Origin of the sequence: Butyrivibrio sp. AE3003, assembly GCF_000686065.1 — a bacterium.
In the GTDB taxonomy this organism is placed as follows: Bacteria; Bacillota; Clostridia; order Lachnospirales; family Lachnospiraceae; genus Butyrivibrio; species Butyrivibrio hungatei_A.
On sequence record NZ_JMLX01000001.1, the window covers coordinates 78,050 to 94,511 of the forward strand.

The 16,462-nt window shown below is 42.0% G+C and carries 16 protein-coding genes and 1 other annotated feature (1 of these 17 only partly in view); all 16 genes read left to right on the forward strand.

All coding sequences use genetic code 11. The features are described 5' to 3' along the window. Window positions 1–16 (forward strand) — a binding site (T-box leader); it begins 254 nt to the left of the window's first position. Between the two features lie 48 nt (window positions 17–64). The 16 genes from CD00_RS0100320 (at window position 65) to CD00_RS0100395 (ending at window position 16,410) form a co-directional block, all read left to right on the forward strand. Continuing rightward, window positions 65–2,737 carry a valine--tRNA ligase gene (locus tag CD00_RS0100320; protein WP_026654104.1) on the forward strand — a complete coding sequence of 891 codons (2,673 nt, stop codon included), beginning with the start codon at window positions 65–67 and terminating at the stop codon, window positions 2,735–2,737. A gap of 95 nt (window positions 2,738–2,832) precedes the next feature. Continuing rightward, the gene (locus CD00_RS0100325; RefSeq protein ID WP_196803783.1) at window positions 2,833–4,197 is read left to right on the forward strand and encodes a bifunctional folylpolyglutamate synthase/dihydrofolate synthase; all 1,365 of its coding nucleotides are present in this window, start codon (window positions 2,833–2,835) and stop codon (window positions 4,195–4,197) included. Window positions 4,198–4,210: 13 nt separating this feature from the next. Continuing rightward, complete coding sequence (locus CD00_RS19975) at window positions 4,211–4,375, forward strand: hypothetical protein (protein WP_034461884.1); 165 nt, start codon at window positions 4,211–4,213, stop codon at window positions 4,373–4,375. Continuing rightward, complete coding sequence (locus CD00_RS16625; protein WP_051199259.1) at window positions 4,375–5,760, forward strand: tetratricopeptide repeat protein; 1,386 nt, start codon at window positions 4,375–4,377, stop codon at window positions 5,758–5,760. The genes CD00_RS19975 and CD00_RS16625 overlap by 1 nt, the downstream gene beginning before the upstream one ends. A 123-nt stretch (window positions 5,761–5,883) precedes the next feature. After that, window positions 5,884–7,176 carry an MBOAT family O-acyltransferase gene (locus CD00_RS0100340; protein ID WP_242827253.1) on the forward strand — a complete coding sequence of 431 codons (1,293 nt, stop codon included), beginning with the start codon at window positions 5,884–5,886 and terminating at the stop codon, window positions 7,174–7,176. 15 nt (window positions 7,177–7,191) lie between these two features. Then, on the forward strand, window positions 7,192–8,118 hold the full coding sequence (locus tag CD00_RS0100345) for a GDSL-type esterase/lipase family protein (protein WP_026654107.1): 927 nt from the start codon (window positions 7,192–7,194) through the stop codon (window positions 8,116–8,118). Between the two features lie 14 nt (window positions 8,119–8,132). Next, window positions 8,133–8,375 carry a hypothetical protein gene (locus tag CD00_RS0100350; protein ID WP_026654108.1) on the forward strand — a complete coding sequence of 81 codons (243 nt, stop codon included), beginning with the start codon at window positions 8,133–8,135 and terminating at the stop codon, window positions 8,373–8,375. 51 nt (window positions 8,376–8,426) lie between these two features. After that, window positions 8,427–8,801: a RidA family protein gene (locus CD00_RS0100355; RefSeq protein ID WP_026654109.1), complete on the forward strand. Its 375-nt coding sequence runs from the start codon at window positions 8,427–8,429 to the stop codon at window positions 8,799–8,801. Between the two features lie 14 nt (window positions 8,802–8,815). Further along, the gene (locus CD00_RS0100360; protein ID WP_026654110.1) at window positions 8,816–9,919 is read left to right on the forward strand and encodes a tetratricopeptide repeat protein; all 1,104 of its coding nucleotides are present in this window, start codon (window positions 8,816–8,818) and stop codon (window positions 9,917–9,919) included. A 106-nt stretch (window positions 9,920–10,025) separates the two neighbouring features. Beyond that, on the forward strand, window positions 10,026–10,577 hold the full coding sequence (locus CD00_RS0100365; protein ID WP_026515001.1) for a TetR/AcrR family transcriptional regulator: 552 nt from the start codon (window positions 10,026–10,028) through the stop codon (window positions 10,575–10,577). Continuing rightward, the gene (locus tag CD00_RS0100370) at window positions 10,574–11,512 is read left to right on the forward strand and encodes a MurR/RpiR family transcriptional regulator (RefSeq protein WP_026654111.1); all 939 of its coding nucleotides are present in this window, start codon (window positions 10,574–10,576) and stop codon (window positions 11,510–11,512) included. The genes CD00_RS0100365 and CD00_RS0100370 overlap by 4 nt, the downstream gene beginning before the upstream one ends. 34 nt (window positions 11,513–11,546) lie before the next feature. After that, the gene (locus tag CD00_RS0100375) at window positions 11,547–12,833 is read left to right on the forward strand and encodes an NAD(P)/FAD-dependent oxidoreductase (protein WP_026654113.1); all 1,287 of its coding nucleotides are present in this window, start codon (window positions 11,547–11,549) and stop codon (window positions 12,831–12,833) included. A 22-nt stretch (window positions 12,834–12,855) separates the two neighbouring features. After that, the gene (gene cmk / locus CD00_RS0100380) at window positions 12,856–13,518 is read left to right on the forward strand and encodes a (d)CMP kinase (RefSeq protein ID WP_026654114.1); all 663 of its coding nucleotides are present in this window, start codon (window positions 12,856–12,858) and stop codon (window positions 13,516–13,518) included. 10 nt (window positions 13,519–13,528) lie between these two features. Next, window positions 13,529–14,383, forward strand: coding sequence for a 4-hydroxy-3-methylbut-2-enyl diphosphate reductase (gene ispH, locus CD00_RS0100385; protein ID WP_026654115.1), 855 nt, complete (start codon window positions 13,529–13,531; stop codon window positions 14,381–14,383). After that, the gene (rpsA, locus tag CD00_RS0100390; protein WP_026654116.1) at window positions 14,364–15,503 is read left to right on the forward strand and encodes a 30S ribosomal protein S1; all 1,140 of its coding nucleotides are present in this window, start codon (window positions 14,364–14,366) and stop codon (window positions 15,501–15,503) included. The genes ispH and rpsA overlap by 20 nt, the downstream gene beginning before the upstream one ends. A 121-nt stretch (window positions 15,504–15,624) precedes the next feature. After that, the gene (locus CD00_RS0100395; RefSeq protein WP_026654117.1) at window positions 15,625–16,410 is read left to right on the forward strand and encodes a CheR family methyltransferase; all 786 of its coding nucleotides are present in this window, start codon (window positions 15,625–15,627) and stop codon (window positions 16,408–16,410) included. Window positions 16,411–16,462: the final 52 nt, after the last annotated feature.

The following is a 16,462-nucleotide window of genomic DNA, read 5'->3' on the forward strand; positions in this document are numbered from 1 at the left end:
TATTAACGTCCTTAACAGATTAATTCTGTTAGAGGGCGTTTATTTTTTGAAGAAGGAGAAGACTATGAACAAAGAACTTGCCAAGACCTATGATCCCAAGGGAATCGAAGGTCGACTCTACTCCAAATGGGAGGAAAAGAAATATTTTCATGCTGAGGTGGATAAAAGCAAAACACCTTTTACCATCGTGATTCCGCCCCCAAATATCACAGGTAAGCTCCACATGGGACATGCCCTTGATAATACAATGCAGGATATCCTTATTCGTTACAAGAGAATGCAGGGATATAATGCGCTTTGGCAGCCCGGAACCGACCATGCGAGTATTGCGACTGAGGTTAAGATCATCGATGCTCTCAAGGCAGAGGGAATCGACAAGAGAGATCTTGGCAGAGAGAAGTTCCTTGAGAGAGCATGGCAGTGGAAAAAAGAGTACGGCGGAACCATCATTTCCCAGCTCAAAAAGCTCGGTTCTTCATGTGACTGGGACAGAGAGCGCTTCACAATGGATGATGGCTGTAATGACGCTGTCAACGAAGTCTTCGTTAAAATGTATAACAAGGGTTACATATATAAAGGAAGCCGTATCGTAAACTGGTGCCCTATCTGTAAGACATCTATTTCTGATGCAGAGGTAGAATACGAGGAGCAGGCAGGACATCTTTGGCACATCAAATATCCTGTTATCGATGTTGACGGAACTGTTTCAAAGACTGAGTTTATCGAGTTTGCAACAACACGTCCCGAGACAATGCTCGGAGATACAGCTGTTGCCGTTAACCCTGATGATGAAAGATACAAGAGCTTCAAGGGCAAGAAGGTTCTTCTTCCTATAGTAAACAGAGAGCTTCCTATCGTAGAGGACTCTTATGTTGATATGGAATTCGGTACAGGTGTAGTTAAGATCACACCCGCTCATGACCCTAACGATTTCGAAGTCGGAAGACGTCATAACCTTGAAGTTATCAATATATTAAACGACGATGCCACTATCAATGCCAACGGCGGCAAGTTCGAGGGAATGGACAGATATGAAGCAAGAGAAGCCATTGTAAAAGAACTTGATGAGATGGGACTTCTTGTTAAGATAGAGGACTATTCTCACAATGTAGGAACACACGATCGTTGCCACACAACAGTTGAGCCTATGGTTAAGGCACAGTGGTTCGTTAAGATGGACGAGCTCATTAAGCCTGCTGTTAAGGCTGTAAAAGACGGCGATATCAAGCTTATTCCTCCGAGAATGGAGAAGACATATTTCAACTGGACAGATAACATCCGTGACTGGTGTATCTCAAGACAGCTCTGGTGGGGACACAGAATCCCTGCATACTACTGTGACGAGTGCGGAGAAGTTGTTGTATCAAAAGAGGCTCCTACAGTATGTCCTAAGTGCGGCAAGACTCACTTCACACAGGATCCCGATACTCTTGATACATGGTTCTCATCAGCTCTCTGGCCTTTTGAGACACTCGGATGGCCAAATGAGACTGAAGACCTTAAGTACTTCTTCCCTACAGACGTACTTGTAACAGGTTATGACATTATCTTCTTCTGGGTTATCAGAATGATCTTCTCAAGTTATGAGAACATGGGAACATTCCCGTTCAAGACAGTTCTTTTCCACGGTCTTGTAAGAGATTCTCAGGGAAGAAAGATGAGTAAGTCGCTCGGAAACGGTATCGATCCTCTTGATATTATCGAGAACTACGGTGCCGATGCTCTCAGACTCACACTTATCACTGGTAACGCACCCGGTAACGACATGCGTTTCTATAATGAGAGAGTTGAGAACAGCCGTAACTTTGCAAATAAGGTTTGGAATGCTTCAAGATTTATCATGATGAACATGGAGGATGGCGAAAAGAGTGCTATCCATCAGCCTGCACCTGCGGGACTTGAGCCTGTTGATAAATGGATCATTTCTAAGCTCAACAATACCATTAAAGAAGTAACGGATAACATGGATCACTTCGAGCTCGGAATCGCGGTTCAGAAGGTTTATGACTTTATCTGGGATGAGTTCTGTGACTGGTACATCGAGATGGTTAAGCCCCGTCTCTATAATTCGGATGACAAGGAGTCACATAAGGCAGCGCTCTGGACACTTCAGACAGTGCTTATAAATGCGCTCAAGCTCCTTCATCCTTACATGCCTTTCATTACAGAAGAGATTTTCTGCACACTTCAGGATGAAGAAGAGTCGATCATGATCTCAGATTGGCCGGTATACAAGGATGAGTGGAATTTTGCATCAGATGAGAAGGCTATCGAGACAATTAAGGAAGCCGTAAGAGGAATCCGTAACGTTCGTACACAGATGAACGTTGCTCCTTCAAGAAAGGCCAAAGTATTTGTTGTAAGTGACAGCGATGAAGTGCTTGATATCTTCACAACAGGTAAGCTTTTCTTTGAATCACTTGCGTATGCTTCAGAATCTGTATGCCAGAAGGATAAGGATGGAATCGCAGATGATGCTGTTTCCGTAGTGCTTGCGGAAGCAACGGTATATATTCCTTTCTCAGACCTTGTTGACATCTCTGCAGAGATAGAGCGTCTTACCAAGGAACAGAAGAAACTTGAGGGAGAGCTTAAGCGTTCACAGAACATGCTCAGCAATGAGAAGTTCCTTGCAAAGGCTCCTGCGGATAAGATCGCAGAGGAAAAAGAGAAACAGCAGAAGTACCAGCAGACATACGACCAGATTACAGAAAGACTTAAACAGCTGGCGAAGTAATTAAATATACAGATGCTACCCGCATTGGGGGATGCGGGTAGTACTCTTAGATAATCGAGTATAAGCTTAGTGGTGTGATTATGCATAACGAATTAATGAAAAAAGTGGAGGAGTTTATCAGGCGCTCGGACAACGATGAAAAGTTGGATATCAGAGAGTGTGAGGAGTTTCTGAATACTGTTCCCGGTTTTACCGATAAACATACAATCGAAGATACAAAGGATTTTCTGGCCTTTTTGGGAAATCCGGACAAGAACATGAAAATAATTCATGTGGCAGGCACAAACGGAAAAGGTTCCGTGTGCAGCTATCTGTCAAATATCCTGATGAAAGCGGGATATAAAGTCGGAATGTTTACATCTCCGCATCTTATGAAGATCAACGAAAGGTTTTGCATCGACGGCAAAATGGTGACCGACGGTGTCTTTTCGGAAGTCTTTATCGAATTGTTAAAAAGGATCATGGAGTACAAAAACGGTGAGTATTTCCCGACGTACTTCGAGTTCTTATTCTTTGAATCGATGCTTTTATATGATGTTTACTCTGTGGACTATCTTGTAATGGAGACGGGGCTTGGCGGAAGGCTTGATGCAACTAATTCCGTGGAATCACCACTTCTTTGTGTTATTACCGAGATAGGCTACGATCATATGCAGTACCTTGGAGATACACTTCCCGAGATAGCGGGAGAGAAGGCAGGCATAATCAAAAAAGGTGTGCCTGTGGTATTTTTTGACAAGAGAAAAGAATGCAGCGAAGTTATCAAAAGCAAAGCCCTTGAGATGGATTCCAGAGTTGTGTCCGTAGACGAAAAAAGTATTACGGATGTGGAGACTGTGAAGGATGAAGCGGGGAACAAATACGTTGCTTTTTCATATAATTCCTTATATGATAATTATGTTGAGTTAAAGGTTACTACCGAAGCTCTTTATCAAGCGGAAAACGCCGCTTTGGCAATTGCTTCGGCAGAAATTTTGCGCGATAAAGGCGCTGAGATATCAGAACTTGACATCAGAGAAGGCCTTATGAGTACCAAATGGGATGCCAGAATGGAAGAAGTAAGGCCTGGTGTCTATGTTGACGGTGCTCACAATATAGATGGAATAGAAGCGTTTATTAAATGTGCAACAGCAATTGATTCGGAAGGAAGAAAGATGCTGTTGTTTGGCATGGTCGCGGATAAGCAGTACAAAGACGTTATTGACAGAGTGCTTACAAGCGGAACGTTTGACGCGATATTCGTAACTGTCCTTGGAACGGAGAGATCTGTTTCTGTATCGGACCTTAAGAGTGCCTTTGAAGACAGTAAGGAACAACACAATATAATCGGAGTTCCCATCAAGTACTACAGCAATGTAAGGGATGCGGTAACCGATGTCATAACTGTTCGCAAGTCAAAAGATGTTGTTTTTGCAGCAGGATCTTTGTACCTTGCCGGACAACTTAAACAGATGCTATAAACGAGGAAGAATAATGATAAATTTTGAAGAGGAACTTAAAAAGTTCAAGCCCAGTCTGGAAATTGAAGACGCTGAGGACATTATCTACAATCAGGATCTTGATGATATGTCGGATGTACTCATAAAGCTTCTTAAGGACGCTAAGCAAGAATCAGAGAGTACAAAAAGGAGTAAGTAATGGCTATCGCTACATATAAAAAACTTGAGAGCTTATCAAACTTTTTTTATAACGATGGTCTTGAAAAAGCGGGAGTCAGAGATTTAACGGGGGCTATAGAGTCTTTGCAGCAGAGCCTTAGGATGAACAAGAACAATATCGATGCGAGAAATCTGTTGGGACTTGTTTATTATGAGATGGGTGAAGTTGTTGCTGCACTTTCGGAATGGGTTATCAGTAAGAACTTCAGACCCGAAGACAATATTGCTGATGACTATATGGATATGGTCAGAAACAGTCCGGCTAAACTTGAGGACATCAATCAGACTATAAAGAAGTTTAATATTGCATATAATTATTGCCGTCAGGACAGCTTGGATCTTGCGGTGATACAGCTTAAGAAGGTGCTTTCCTTAAATCCCGGATTTATTAAGGCACACCTTCTTTTGGCGCTCTTATATCTTAAAGCGGGCAATTTTGACAGAGCTAAGGTTGAAGCCCAGAAGGTTCTTAAGCTTGATACCGGAAACCTTATGGCAAGAAGATACCTTAAGGAAGCCGATAACATGCTTCTTCCCGGAGAGGGTGGCAAACTTGTATCCGACGCCGCATCATCAGGAAGTAATGAGACAATCAGATATAACAGCGGAAACGAGATGATAATCCAGCCTCGTAAGCAGTCTGCGCTTACAAAGTCGGGATCAATCTGGGGAATAGTTCTTGGTATCGTACTTGGAATTGCGGTATCTTGCTTTTTGATACTTCCTCAGAGGATAAAAAATATTACATCCAACAATAACAGAACCATCACCGGTATAAGTGAAGTATCTGATTCAAAGTCGGCTCAGATAGGAGAGTACGAGCAGCAGATCGCTAAGCTCAAGAAGCAGCTTGACGATCTTAATGAGAAAGTAGGTAAGAATCAGGATGCTGCGAGCACATGTCTTATGAAGGCGGTTAAGATCTACATGGAAGATCCGACCAACATTGACGGTATTGCTCTTGCACTTGAGAAAGTAAATATTGATGAGAACGAAAAGGAAGTTTCTACAGAGTTTAAGGAACTTTACAGTGCGCTCATGCAAAAAGTAGGATCCCATCTTGCCAATATTTACTATGAAGACGGAAAAGAAGCTTATAAGAAAAAAGATTACACGGTTGCTATAGAGAAATTTGCAAAGGCTTATCAATATAATAAGGATGATGTAAATATAATTTATTACCTTGCAAACTCTTATTATGATAATGGAGACATTGATAAGGCGAAGGAGAAGTACGATCTGATCATCAGTAATTTCCCTAAATCGCAGAGTGCTACGTCTTCAAAGACAAAACTTGCTGAGATAAACAATGCGGGTGCCGGCAGGTCCGGTACTACGGATAACTCTGATAACACCGGCAATTAATATTTTTGGGAAATGTGTTAAATGATAAGTTTTTCGAATATAACTTTTATTTTTAGGTTTTTACCTGCGTTTTTAATATTGTTTTATGTGACTCCCGTCAAATTCAGGACGTGGACCCTGCTTTTGGGCAGCTTGATCTTTTATGTTGTCGGAAGCATCGATTCTGTCGGAAACCTGAATATGTTTCCGGCTCTTTTGGGAGCGGTTGTTGTCAACTATCTGTTCGCAAGAGCAGTCAGAAGCGTTGAGGGCAAGAAAAAGAAGGCCCTTCTTGCTTTGATTGTGATCTTTGATGCGGCTACGCTCGTTACATTTAAACTTTTGGGACAGTTTGTTGACGGAAGCCTTATACCTATCGGAATCAGTTTCTATACCTTCAAGATGATTTCTTTTCAGGCGGATTCATATAACGGTAAGATTGATTCTAAGCCGCTCTTCAAGGACGTTGCGGCTTATTTTTGCATGTTTCCTCAGGTGGTTTCGGGACCTATCATGCGCTATTCGGATTATAGCGATAATCTCGAACTTATTCCCGGAGCATCAAAGAGCTCTAAAGAAGAGATATTTGCAAATATCGAAGACGGACTTAAGTATTTTATTGTAGGTCTTGCGATGAAAGTTCTTCTTGCAGATCATTACGCAATGCTTTGGAAGGAAATCGGAACAATAGGATATGAGAGTATCTCGACTCCGTTTGCCTGGATTGGTGCGGTGACATATTCGCTTCAGCTGTTCTATGATTTCTGGGGATATTCTCTTATGTCATCGGGAATTGCGGTTATGCTCGGATTTCCTTTTGTCGTTAACTTTGATCATCCGTACAGTTCGGCAAGCGTTTCCGAGTTTTACAGAAGATGGCATGCAACGCTCGGATCATGGTTTAGGGATTATATCTATATTCCTATGGGCGGAAGCAGAGTGAGTGCTGTAAGGATTGTGTTGAATCTCCTTGTTGTATGGCTTGTTACAGGCTTCTGGCACGGAGTGACCCTCAATTTTATTTTGTGGGGACTTATTCTTTTTGTAATAATAATGTGTGAGCGTTTCGTGGTATTCAAACTTCCCGGAGTATTAAAGGCAATCGTGGGAAGATTTAACGTACTTGTTCTCATACCGCTTACATGGGTTATATTTGCAATATCCAATGCAGAGATGCTCTTGAACTACTTTAAGAGACTTTTCCCGTTCTTTGGAGCGGGTATCGCTGTAAATAACAATGATTATATAAAAAATCTTGGTATATACGGAGGTCTTTTGGCTGTGGGATTGGTTCTTCTGATTCCGCATGTGTTTAAGTTTTTTGAAAATCACAGGAAGAATCCTCTGATCATGATATGTTTATTTGTGTTGTTTTGGTTTTCGGTTTACAGTCTGACTAATTCGGCAGGTAATCCGTTTATGTATTTTGCATTCTGATAGAAAGTGTATGTAATGAATTGTTTTAAGACTTGTCCGCTGGTGACGGGCGTGGTGGTATTTTCAATAATAATATCCGCTGTTACATTTGTTGCGAAGGGCTCAATCTATGCTGATTATTCTGCGGATTTCGATCCTGCGGAACAGCCTCTTTTTGTTGTCATGATAAAAGGTATTTCGAACGGCGTTATGCCCTGGCAGATTTTTGATAAAGAAAGCGTTATGGCTGCAAAGGAAGATGATATAGGCGATGCGGCTGCACTGCTTGCCGATGTTTCAGGCAATGATATCTCAGGAAACGATGTTTCGGGAAATGATTCTTCACCTGAAGAAATTACGTTTAAGGAAGTTACGGACGATTATTTTGCAGATGCTCTTTTTATAGGAGATTCAAGAACCGTAGGACTTTCGGAGTACTGTGAGGGACTTGATGAGCAGGCGATGTTCTATGCCAAGGTTTCTCTGAGCATTTACAGTGTCCTTGAAAATGATTTCCTTAAGGATGAAGAAGGCAAGAAGATGACTGTTGAAGAGGCTCTTGAGAAGGATGAGCCTTATGGCAAGATATATATCATGCTTGGTCTTAACGAGCTTGGAACCGGTACAACGGAGACGTTTGTTGCCAAGTATGCGGAAGTTATTGCCAGAATAAGGGAACTTCAGCCCGATGCGATAATTTATATACAGAGCATCATGCATGTTACCGAGAATAAGAGCAGCAATGACAAGATATTTACCAACGAGAGAATAAATGAGAGAAATGAGGCGCTGTCTCATTTGGCAAATAACGTAGATATTTTTTATCTTGATATGAATGAAGCTGTGGATGATGAAAACGGAAATTTATTGGAAGAATTATCTACAGATGATATACATTTGAAGGCTTCATCTTATGAAAGGTGGCATCAGTACTTGCTTCAGCACGCGATTGTAAAAGACTGATCAGGAGTGTTAAAATGTCTAGAGAAATGTCATTTAAAATGGAACGACCGGGACTGTTAAAAGAAGGTGATCATGTCACGGTCACGGAGGGTGTACTTCCGAGCAATTATTATTATACGATAGATCCGTCACTTGCCATGTCGGGTAATTTTCCTTTCAGAGAGCGCATGCTTGAGCGAGAGGGAGTTGTTACGAAGGTCGAGGAGAACGCGAGAGGTTTCTACGTTACCGCAGTATTTGGAGGCGAGAACGAGTAAATAGAAAAACTATATTTTTGGAGGAGGATTTATAAAGTGAAAGAACATACGATTGAATACATTGTTACAGATAAGGCTCCGGCAGCTATCGGACCTTACTCACAGGCAATAAAGGCAGGAGGATTTCTCTATGCATCGGGACAGATTCCGATCAATCCCGTGACAGGTCAGATCGACACAACAACTATCGAAGATCAGACAGAGAGAGTATGCCGGAATATCGGTGAGATTCTTAAGGCAGCCGGAACAGACTATGAGCATGTTATTAAGACAACATGCTTCCTTGCAGAGATGAGTGATTTTGCGGCATTTAACGGCGTATATGAGAAATACTTCACAGGAAAGCCTGCAAGAAGTTGTGTGGCAGTTAAAAAGCTTCCCAAGGATGTTCTTTGTGAAGTAGAGGTTATTGCATATTTGGGATAATTAGGGGGTTAAATGTGAAGTACAGGATTATTGCGGGCGCAATATGTATTTCTGTTACTCTGAGCGGATGCGGATCTTTTGCAGGCAGACATGGTATTGATGCCGGTTTTGCTTACATAGACAGTCATGAGTATGCAAAAGCATTGGCAAGTTTTGATAAAGCTGAAGAGGACGGTGAAGACGCGTGCCTTGTCCACAGGGGCAGAGGAATAGCATACTTATACAGTGATAAAGAAGAAGAGGCAGCACAGGAGTTTCTGGCTTCTCTTGCTGCGGACGACGGAATAGTTGATGATATGGATTTTGACACCAACTATTACCTTGCCGAGGCATATATGAAACTCGAGGATTTCAACAGGGCAAAAGGAATCTATGATGCCATTTTGAGTCTTCGAGACAAAGATCCGACCGCATATTACCTCAGGGGAGTATGCGAACTTAAGGCGGGCGAAAGTGAGGAGAAAAACGCAGATGCAGATTTCACCAGCGCAATCCGTCTTAATGACAAAGATTATTCCATGATAGTAATGATCTACAAGGCATATGCTGAAAACGGCAAGGAAGATAAGGCCAAGAACATACTTCAGCATGCGCTTGACAGTGGCGAGAAGACCATGTCCAATTTCGAGAAGGGTGAAATGTATTTTTACCTCGGAAACGATGCTGAGGCGCAGAATTATCTCAGTAAAGCCAACAAAGAGAACGGCGGACATGATACGAAAGAGTCTGTAGTGCTTCTTTTGGGCCAGTCTTATGAGAGATTGCAGCAGTATGACTATGCTATCAGCGTTTATAAGGAATATTTGAAGTCTAATTCAAAGAGTGCAAATATCAGTAATCAGCTTGGTATGTGCCAGATCAACAAGGGCAGATTCTATCTGGATTCCGGCAATGAAGAAGAGGCGGGAAATGCTTTTGGGGAAGCAATCGTTACTTTTGATGCCGCAATAGGACTTAATGACAGCGCAGTGCAGCAGGCGCTGATGTTTAACAGAATATGTGCATATGAGTATAAGGGAGATTTTGCAGGTGCAAAGAGTCTCATGGATGAGTATATGCAGATATATCCTCTGGATAAAGTTGCAGCAGATGAGGAAATCTTTTTAAAGACCAGGTAATGTTTGGACAGTAGTGAAATTCGTTGACACTCTATCGTTAATTCTGTAAAATGATAACGCATGCTTTTATATGAATCTATGCAGAATTATGTTGGGAGGGGATTGTATGTCCAGGAAAGCGACAATTACGCAAAAAGAGATTGTAAATGCAGCATTTAAGATTACCAAGAGAGAAGGGTTCGAGCAGATAACGTCCAGGAAGCTCGCAGCGGCGGCAGGGTGTTCAACACAGCCTATTTTCCGTATTTATGATAGTATGGATGCGCTTAAGAAAGATGTCTATGACAAGGCGGCCGCATACTATGAAGATTACTACAACGATTGTTCCAAAAATCATGAGGTTCCGTTTGTGGACCTCGGTCTTGCTTATATTGGGTTCGCCCAGAAATTCCCCTATTTATTTAAACTTCTTTTTGTATCCGAACAGGGTGACGAGAAGAAGAGTATGTATGATCTTGTAAACGGTTCAAAAGAAAACGTTGTAAAAGAGATCAAAAGAGCGTCTGATGACGGCATTAGCAACGCACAGCAGCTTTTTATGAAGATGTGGATCTATATTCACGGAGCAGGCTGTATGGCGGTTACAGGTGACTACGATCTTGATGAGGCAACTTCAGTTTCTATGCTTGAATCGGCGTATAAGGCATTCAGTCTATGAAATTTGAAAATGATGAAGATGTAATAACAAGAATAAATGAATGTTACTCCAAGATGAGTAAAGGCAAGAAGTCGATTGCAACTTATATTTGCGATCACTACGAGCAGGCTGTGTTTATGACGGCTGCTGAGCTTGGCAAGATCGTGGGTATGAGTGAATCAACTGTTGTCAGATTTGCCATGAGCCTTGGATACGATGGCTATCCTGCTTTCCAGAAGGCGCTTTCGGTGTGGGTAAGCGACAAGTTCGGCTCCGTTGAAAAGGTCGGAAGAAAGTTTGGGAAAAGCAGTGAAGGTGAGATTCTTTCGACAATCCTTCAGTCCGATATGGCAAATATCGAGAATACCATTAACAATATAGACGTGGCGGCTTTTAAGACGGCTGTTGATATCATCTTAAAGGCGAGGACGGTCTATATAGTTGGTATAAGAAGTTGTGAGCCTTTGGCAGATTTTTTACATTTTTATCTCAACATGATCAGAGGTAATAATGTTATAATCAAAACTACAAGTGTCTCGGAAATGTTCGAGCAGATGATAAGGATAGGCGACAGGGATGCGATAATAGGTATCAGTTTCCCGAGATATTCCATGAGAACTCTTAAGTGCATGGAATTTGCCAATGACAGGAATGCGAAGGTTATAACCATTACGGATTCCGTTCATTCACCCATGAATCTTTATTCTTCCTGCAATCTTCTTGCAAGAAGTGAGATGGCATCGATAGTTGATTCGCTTGTGGCACCGTTAAGTGTCATAAATGCCCTCGTGGTTGCGCTTTGTATGAGAAGGCCGAATGAGGTGAAGGCGGACCTTAAGATGTTGGAAGAGGCATGGAATAATTATCAGGTTTATCTTAACGACGAGATAGATTTTGCTTCAGACGATCCGATGATGCTCGGAAATATCATTGCAAAAGATGATAGTCCGGCATAAGTTTAGTTTTGATTTGTTTAAGGATTAGCAGTATATGAAAAAAATAGCGGTTATCGGCTGCGGGGCAGCCGGGATGATGGCGGCGCTTGCTGCTGCGGAGAGCAGCGCGAGCGTCACTGTTTTTGAGAAGAATGAAAAGCCCGGGAAAAAGATTTACATAACGGGCAAGGGGCGTTGCAACGTAACAAACGCCTGTGATGTCACGGATTTTTTTGGACACGTCAAAAGAAATCCGAGATTTTTGTACAGCGCAGTGTACGGATATGATAACAGCGCTGTTATGGACTTTTTTGAAAACAACGGATGTAAGCTGAAGGTTGAGCGCGGAGACAGAGTATTTCCCGTTTCAGACCACTCATCCGATATAATAAGGACTCTTTACAACGCCGTAAAAAAAGCCGGTGTAAAGGTTATATTCGATACGGAAGTTTTATCTGTGGAAAGCAGCGGAGGCGTGGTTTCTGCGATAACATATTCAAAGAAAGGTGACCCGATCACAAGAGAAGAGTTTGACGGTGTGATAGTGTGCACGGGAGGCGTGTCATATCCTTCTACAGGTTCTACGGGAGACGGCTACAAGTTTGCGAAGAATCTTGGACACTCGCTTGTAAAACCAGTGCCTTCACTTGTTCCGTTTGTGATAGAAGAGGACTGGTGCAAGGATCTGCAGGGGCTATCACTTAAGAATGTCGGGTTAAAGCTCTTTTTGTCCCAAAAAGAAGAAAAAGAAAAGTCTGCCGGTAAAAAGAAAAAAGCGGACAAGCCAGTATATGACGGCTTTGGAGAGATGCTCTTTACACACTTTGGAGTGAGCGGACCGCTGGTTCTAACGGCGAGCTGTCACTATGAAGAGAATGCAAATGCAAGGCTTTTGCTTGATCTTAAGCCCGCTCTTTCCGAGGAACAGCTTGATAAAAGGATTCTCAGGGATTTTGAAGGTGCTATAAACAAGCAATTTAAGAATGCTTTGGGCGGACTGTTTCCAACAAAGCTTATTCCTGTTATGATTAATCTCTCAGGTATCGATCCCGAAAAAGCGGTTCATGATATCACCAAAGAGGAGAGACTAAGCTTTGTAAAGCTCATAAAGAGTGTGCCGATGACGGTTGTGGGCACGCGAAACTTTAATGAAGCGATAATCACCAGAGGTGGTGTCAATGTCAAAGAGATAGATCCTTCAACGATGGAATCAAAGCTTGTTAAGGGACTATTCTTTGCGGGAGAGGTTTTGGATATCGATGCCGAGACCGGAGGATTTAATCTGCAGGTTGCATGGTCTACGGGACGACTTGCGGGAGAAAGCGCCGGAATGAACGGTTAATTTTTAGGAGGAAATTGTTACAATGGCTGGAAGTATTGCTATAGACGGACCTGCGGGAGCGGGAAAGAGCACAATCGCAAGAAAGGTTGCGCAGGAGCTTGGATTTATTTATGTGGATACAGGCGCTATGTACAGAGCAATGGCTCTTTACATGTTAAAAAACGGAATTGGCGCAGATGAAAGCGAAAAGGTAGCCGGTTCTTGTAAAGAGGCCGATATTACAATAAAGCATGAAAACAACGAGCAGGTTGTATATTTAAACGGCGAAAACGTAAACGGACTTATAAGAACAGAGGAAGTGGGAAACATGACTTCCGCAATAAGTGTAAATGCAGCCGTGAGAGAGAAACTTGTGGAACTTCAGCAGAAGCTCGCCGAGAAGACTGATGTCGTAATGGACGGAAGGGATATCGGAACAGTGGTGCTTCCCGGTGCGGACCTTAAGGTTTATCTTACAGCAAGCTCACGTGTGCGCGCGGAGAGAAGATACAAGGAACTTGTCGCGAAGAAGATTGATTGCAATCTCGAAGAAATCGAAAAGGACATTATAGACAGAGATTACAGGGATATGCACAGAGATATATCTCCGCTTAAGCAGGCAGATGATGCGGTATTTCTTGATTCTTCGGATATGACGATCGAGGAAGTTAAAGATAAGATTATTGAGCTCTATAAGGGCGTTTGAAAGGAAACAGATGGAAGTAATCCTGGCTGAACATGCGGGTTTTTGTTTTGGTGTTACAAAGGCGGTAGATACCGTTTATGAGCAGATAAAGAATAACCCGGGAATGAATATATACACATACGGCCCCATAATACACAATGAGATAGTTGTAAAAGATATGGAGGAAAAGGGCGTTAAGGTCATTGAGTCCGTTGATGAACTTGAGGGAATAAAAAGTGGGATAATAGTTATAAGATCTCACGGAGTTACCAGGGAAGTTCATGAAAAAATAGCTGCGACGGGGCTTGAGATCATTGATGCGACATGTCCTTTTGTAAAGCGCATACATAAGATAGTTTCTGAGGAAAGCGGGAAAGGCAAATCCATAATAGTAGTCGGAAGTGCAAATCATCCCGAGGTCGAGGGAATTGTGAGTTATGCCGATGGTGAAGTTTTTGTTATCGATTCACCCGAAAGTGCCGAAAAGTTCCGTGGTGACCGAGAAAAAGAGTATACTATAGTTTCTCAGACTACATTTAACAAGAATAAATTTCAAGAAACCGTTGAAATCTTTGGGAATAACGGTTACAATATTAATATTGTGAATACTATATGTAACGCTACTGACGAGCGACAGTCCGAAGCAGAAGACATTGCATCCAAGGCAGATGTGATGATAGTGATCGGAGGGGCACATAGTTCAAATTCGAGAAAACTATACGAAATTTGCAATCAGAAATGTGCCAAAACATATTTTATTCAGACACTGGATGACTTGCATCTAGAGAGAAAGGAAGCGGTTAAACTAGTGGGGATTACCGCCGGGGCATCAACCCCAAAGAACATTATTGAGGAGGTTCAGAATTATGTCAGAAGAAACTTTTGAACAGTTGCTTAACGCATCTTTCAAAACAATTCACACGGGGGAGGTTGTTGAGGGAACTGTTATTGACGTTAAGCCTGACGAGATAATTCTTAACATTGGTTACAAGTCCGATGGTATCTTGACTAAGAACGAATATAGCAACGATAACAGTATTGACCTTACAACTGTAGTCAAAGTCGGTGACACTATGGATGTCAAAGTGCTCAAGACAAACGACGCAGATGGACAGGTTATTCTTTCATACAAGCGACTCGCTATCGACAGAGGAAACAAGAGAATCGAAGAAGCTTTCAATAACAAGGAAGTTCTTACAGCTAAGGTTGTACAGGTTCTCGAGGGCGGACTTACAGTTGTTGTTGACGAAGTTAGAATCTTCATACCTGCAAGCCTTGTTTCCGATAGTTATGAGAAAGATCTCTCAAAGTATCAGGATCAGGAGATCCAATTTGTTGTTACTGAGTACAATCCTAAGAGAAGAAGATACATCGGTAACAGAAGAATGCTTGTTACAGCAGAGAAGGCTGAGCAGGCTAAGAAGCTCTTTGATTCAATCAAAGTTGGCGATGTTGTAGAAGGCGTTGTAAAGAACGTTACAGATTTCGGTGCTTTCATCGATCTTGGCGGAGCAGACGGACTTCTTCACATTTCAGAGATGAGCTGGGGACGTGTTGAGAGCCCTAAGAAAGCATTCAAGATCGGTGACACTGTTAAGGTACTCGTTAAGAGCATCGACGGAAGCAAGATCGCGCTTTCAAGAAAGTTCGACAACGAGAATCCTTGGAAGGATGCTACAGTTAAGTATGCTGTAGGTAATGTTGTAACCGGTAAAGTTGCAAGAATGACTGATTTCGGTGCATTCGTAGAGCTTGAGCCCGGTATCGACGCACTTCTTCATGTTTCTCAGATTGCTAAGGAGCATGTTGAGAAGCCTGCTGACGTACTTAAGGTTGGCCAGGAAGTTGAAGCTAAGATTGTAGACTTCAATGAAGAGGAGAAGAAGATCAGCCTTTCAATCAAGGCTATGTTCGCTCCTGAGAAGGAAGAAGAGGCCGAGAGCGGAGATGTTGTTTCTGTAGATATCGATAAGGTTATTGCAGAGCAGGAACAGGAAGAGAACTAATAGTTTCTAAACATCATATAAAAATAAAAATCGGCAGAAATGCCGGTTTTTATTTTTTTTTAATTTTACATACAATTCGCACTATAATAAAATAAAAGAAAAAGAATCAGGAGGATTATCCATGGCATATGATTATGAGTGGTTTAAAAAAGCAGTCTATGATCTGACTAAGATTGACCTCAATTCATATAAAGAAAAACAGATGAAGAGGCGAATCGATACCCTCATAGGGAAGTATGATGTAAAGGGCTATGATGGTTTTGCCGATCTTATAAAGAAGGACAGAGAGGCGCTTGATTCTTTTGTATCCTATCTTACTATCAATGTTTCTGAATTCTTCAGAAATGCAGATCAGTGGAATTTGATGGATAAAGAGATGGTTCCCGAACTTATGAATAAGTTTGGCAAAAATCTCAAGATCTGGAGCGCTGCTTGTTCTACAGGTGACGAGCCATATACTATTGTTATGATGCTTTCAAAGCACATGCCGTTAAATCAGATAAACGTTCTTGCGACCGATCTTGATGCGGTTGTTCTTGCAAAAGCTAAGGCGGGAATCTACGATAAAAAGGAAGTTGCCGGCGTTCCGGCAGAATTTAAAACCAAGTTTTTTGAAGAGACTGCTGACGGAAAGATGAAGGTATCCGATGAGATTAAATCAAGAGTTACTTTCAAGCAGGCAGATCTTTTGAGAGATCCGTATCCGAAGGATTGTCATCTCCTTGTATGCAGAAACGTGCTTATTTATTTCACTGAAGAAGCTAAGGACGAGATATTCAGAAAATATTATGATTCACTTGCTCCCGGCGGAATACTCTTTATCGGAAGCACAGAACAGATCATAAATTATAAGGATATGGGTTACGTAAGAAAGAACTCTTTCTATTACGAAAGACCCTTGAACTAAAGTAAATATACTATTTAACAAGAAATAAGGCTTTCACACTTATCCGGTGCGA

Coding starts and splice junctions, on each gene's coding strand:
- CD00_RS0100320 (WP_026654104.1), top strand. CDS start 65: ATGAACAAAGAACTTGCCAAGACCTATGATCCCAAGGGAATCGAAGGT.
- CD00_RS0100350 (WP_026654108.1), top strand. CDS start 8,133: ATGTCTAGAGAAATGTCATTTAAAATGGAACGACCGGGACTGTTAAAA.
- CD00_RS0100375 (WP_026654113.1), top strand. CDS start 11,547: ATGAAAAAAATAGCGGTTATCGGCTGCGGGGCAGCCGGGATGATGGCG.
- CD00_RS0100395 (WP_026654117.1), top strand. CDS start 15,625: ATGGCATATGATTATGAGTGGTTTAAAAAAGCAGTCTATGATCTGACT.
- CD00_RS0100365 (WP_026515001.1), top strand. CDS start 10,026: ATGTCCAGGAAAGCGACAATTACGCAAAAAGAGATTGTAAATGCAGCA.
- rpsA (WP_026654116.1), top strand. CDS start 14,364: ATGTCAGAAGAAACTTTTGAACAGTTGCTTAACGCATCTTTCAAAACA.
- CD00_RS0100325 (WP_196803783.1), top strand. CDS start 2,833: ATGAAAAAAGTGGAGGAGTTTATCAGGCGCTCGGACAACGATGAAAAG.
- CD00_RS0100370 (WP_026654111.1), top strand. CDS start 10,574: ATGAAATTTGAAAATGATGAAGATGTAATAACAAGAATAAATGAATGT.
- ispH (WP_026654115.1), top strand. CDS start 13,529: ATGGAAGTAATCCTGGCTGAACATGCGGGTTTTTGTTTTGGTGTTACA.
- CD00_RS19975 (WP_034461884.1), top strand. CDS start 4,211: ATGATAAATTTTGAAGAGGAACTTAAAAAGTTCAAGCCCAGTCTGGAA.
- cmk (WP_026654114.1), top strand. CDS start 12,856: ATGGCTGGAAGTATTGCTATAGACGGACCTGCGGGAGCGGGAAAGAGC.
- CD00_RS16625 (WP_051199259.1), top strand. CDS start 4,375: ATGGCTATCGCTACATATAAAAAACTTGAGAGCTTATCAAACTTTTTT.
- CD00_RS0100345 (WP_026654107.1), top strand. CDS start 7,192: ATGAATTGTTTTAAGACTTGTCCGCTGGTGACGGGCGTGGTGGTATTT.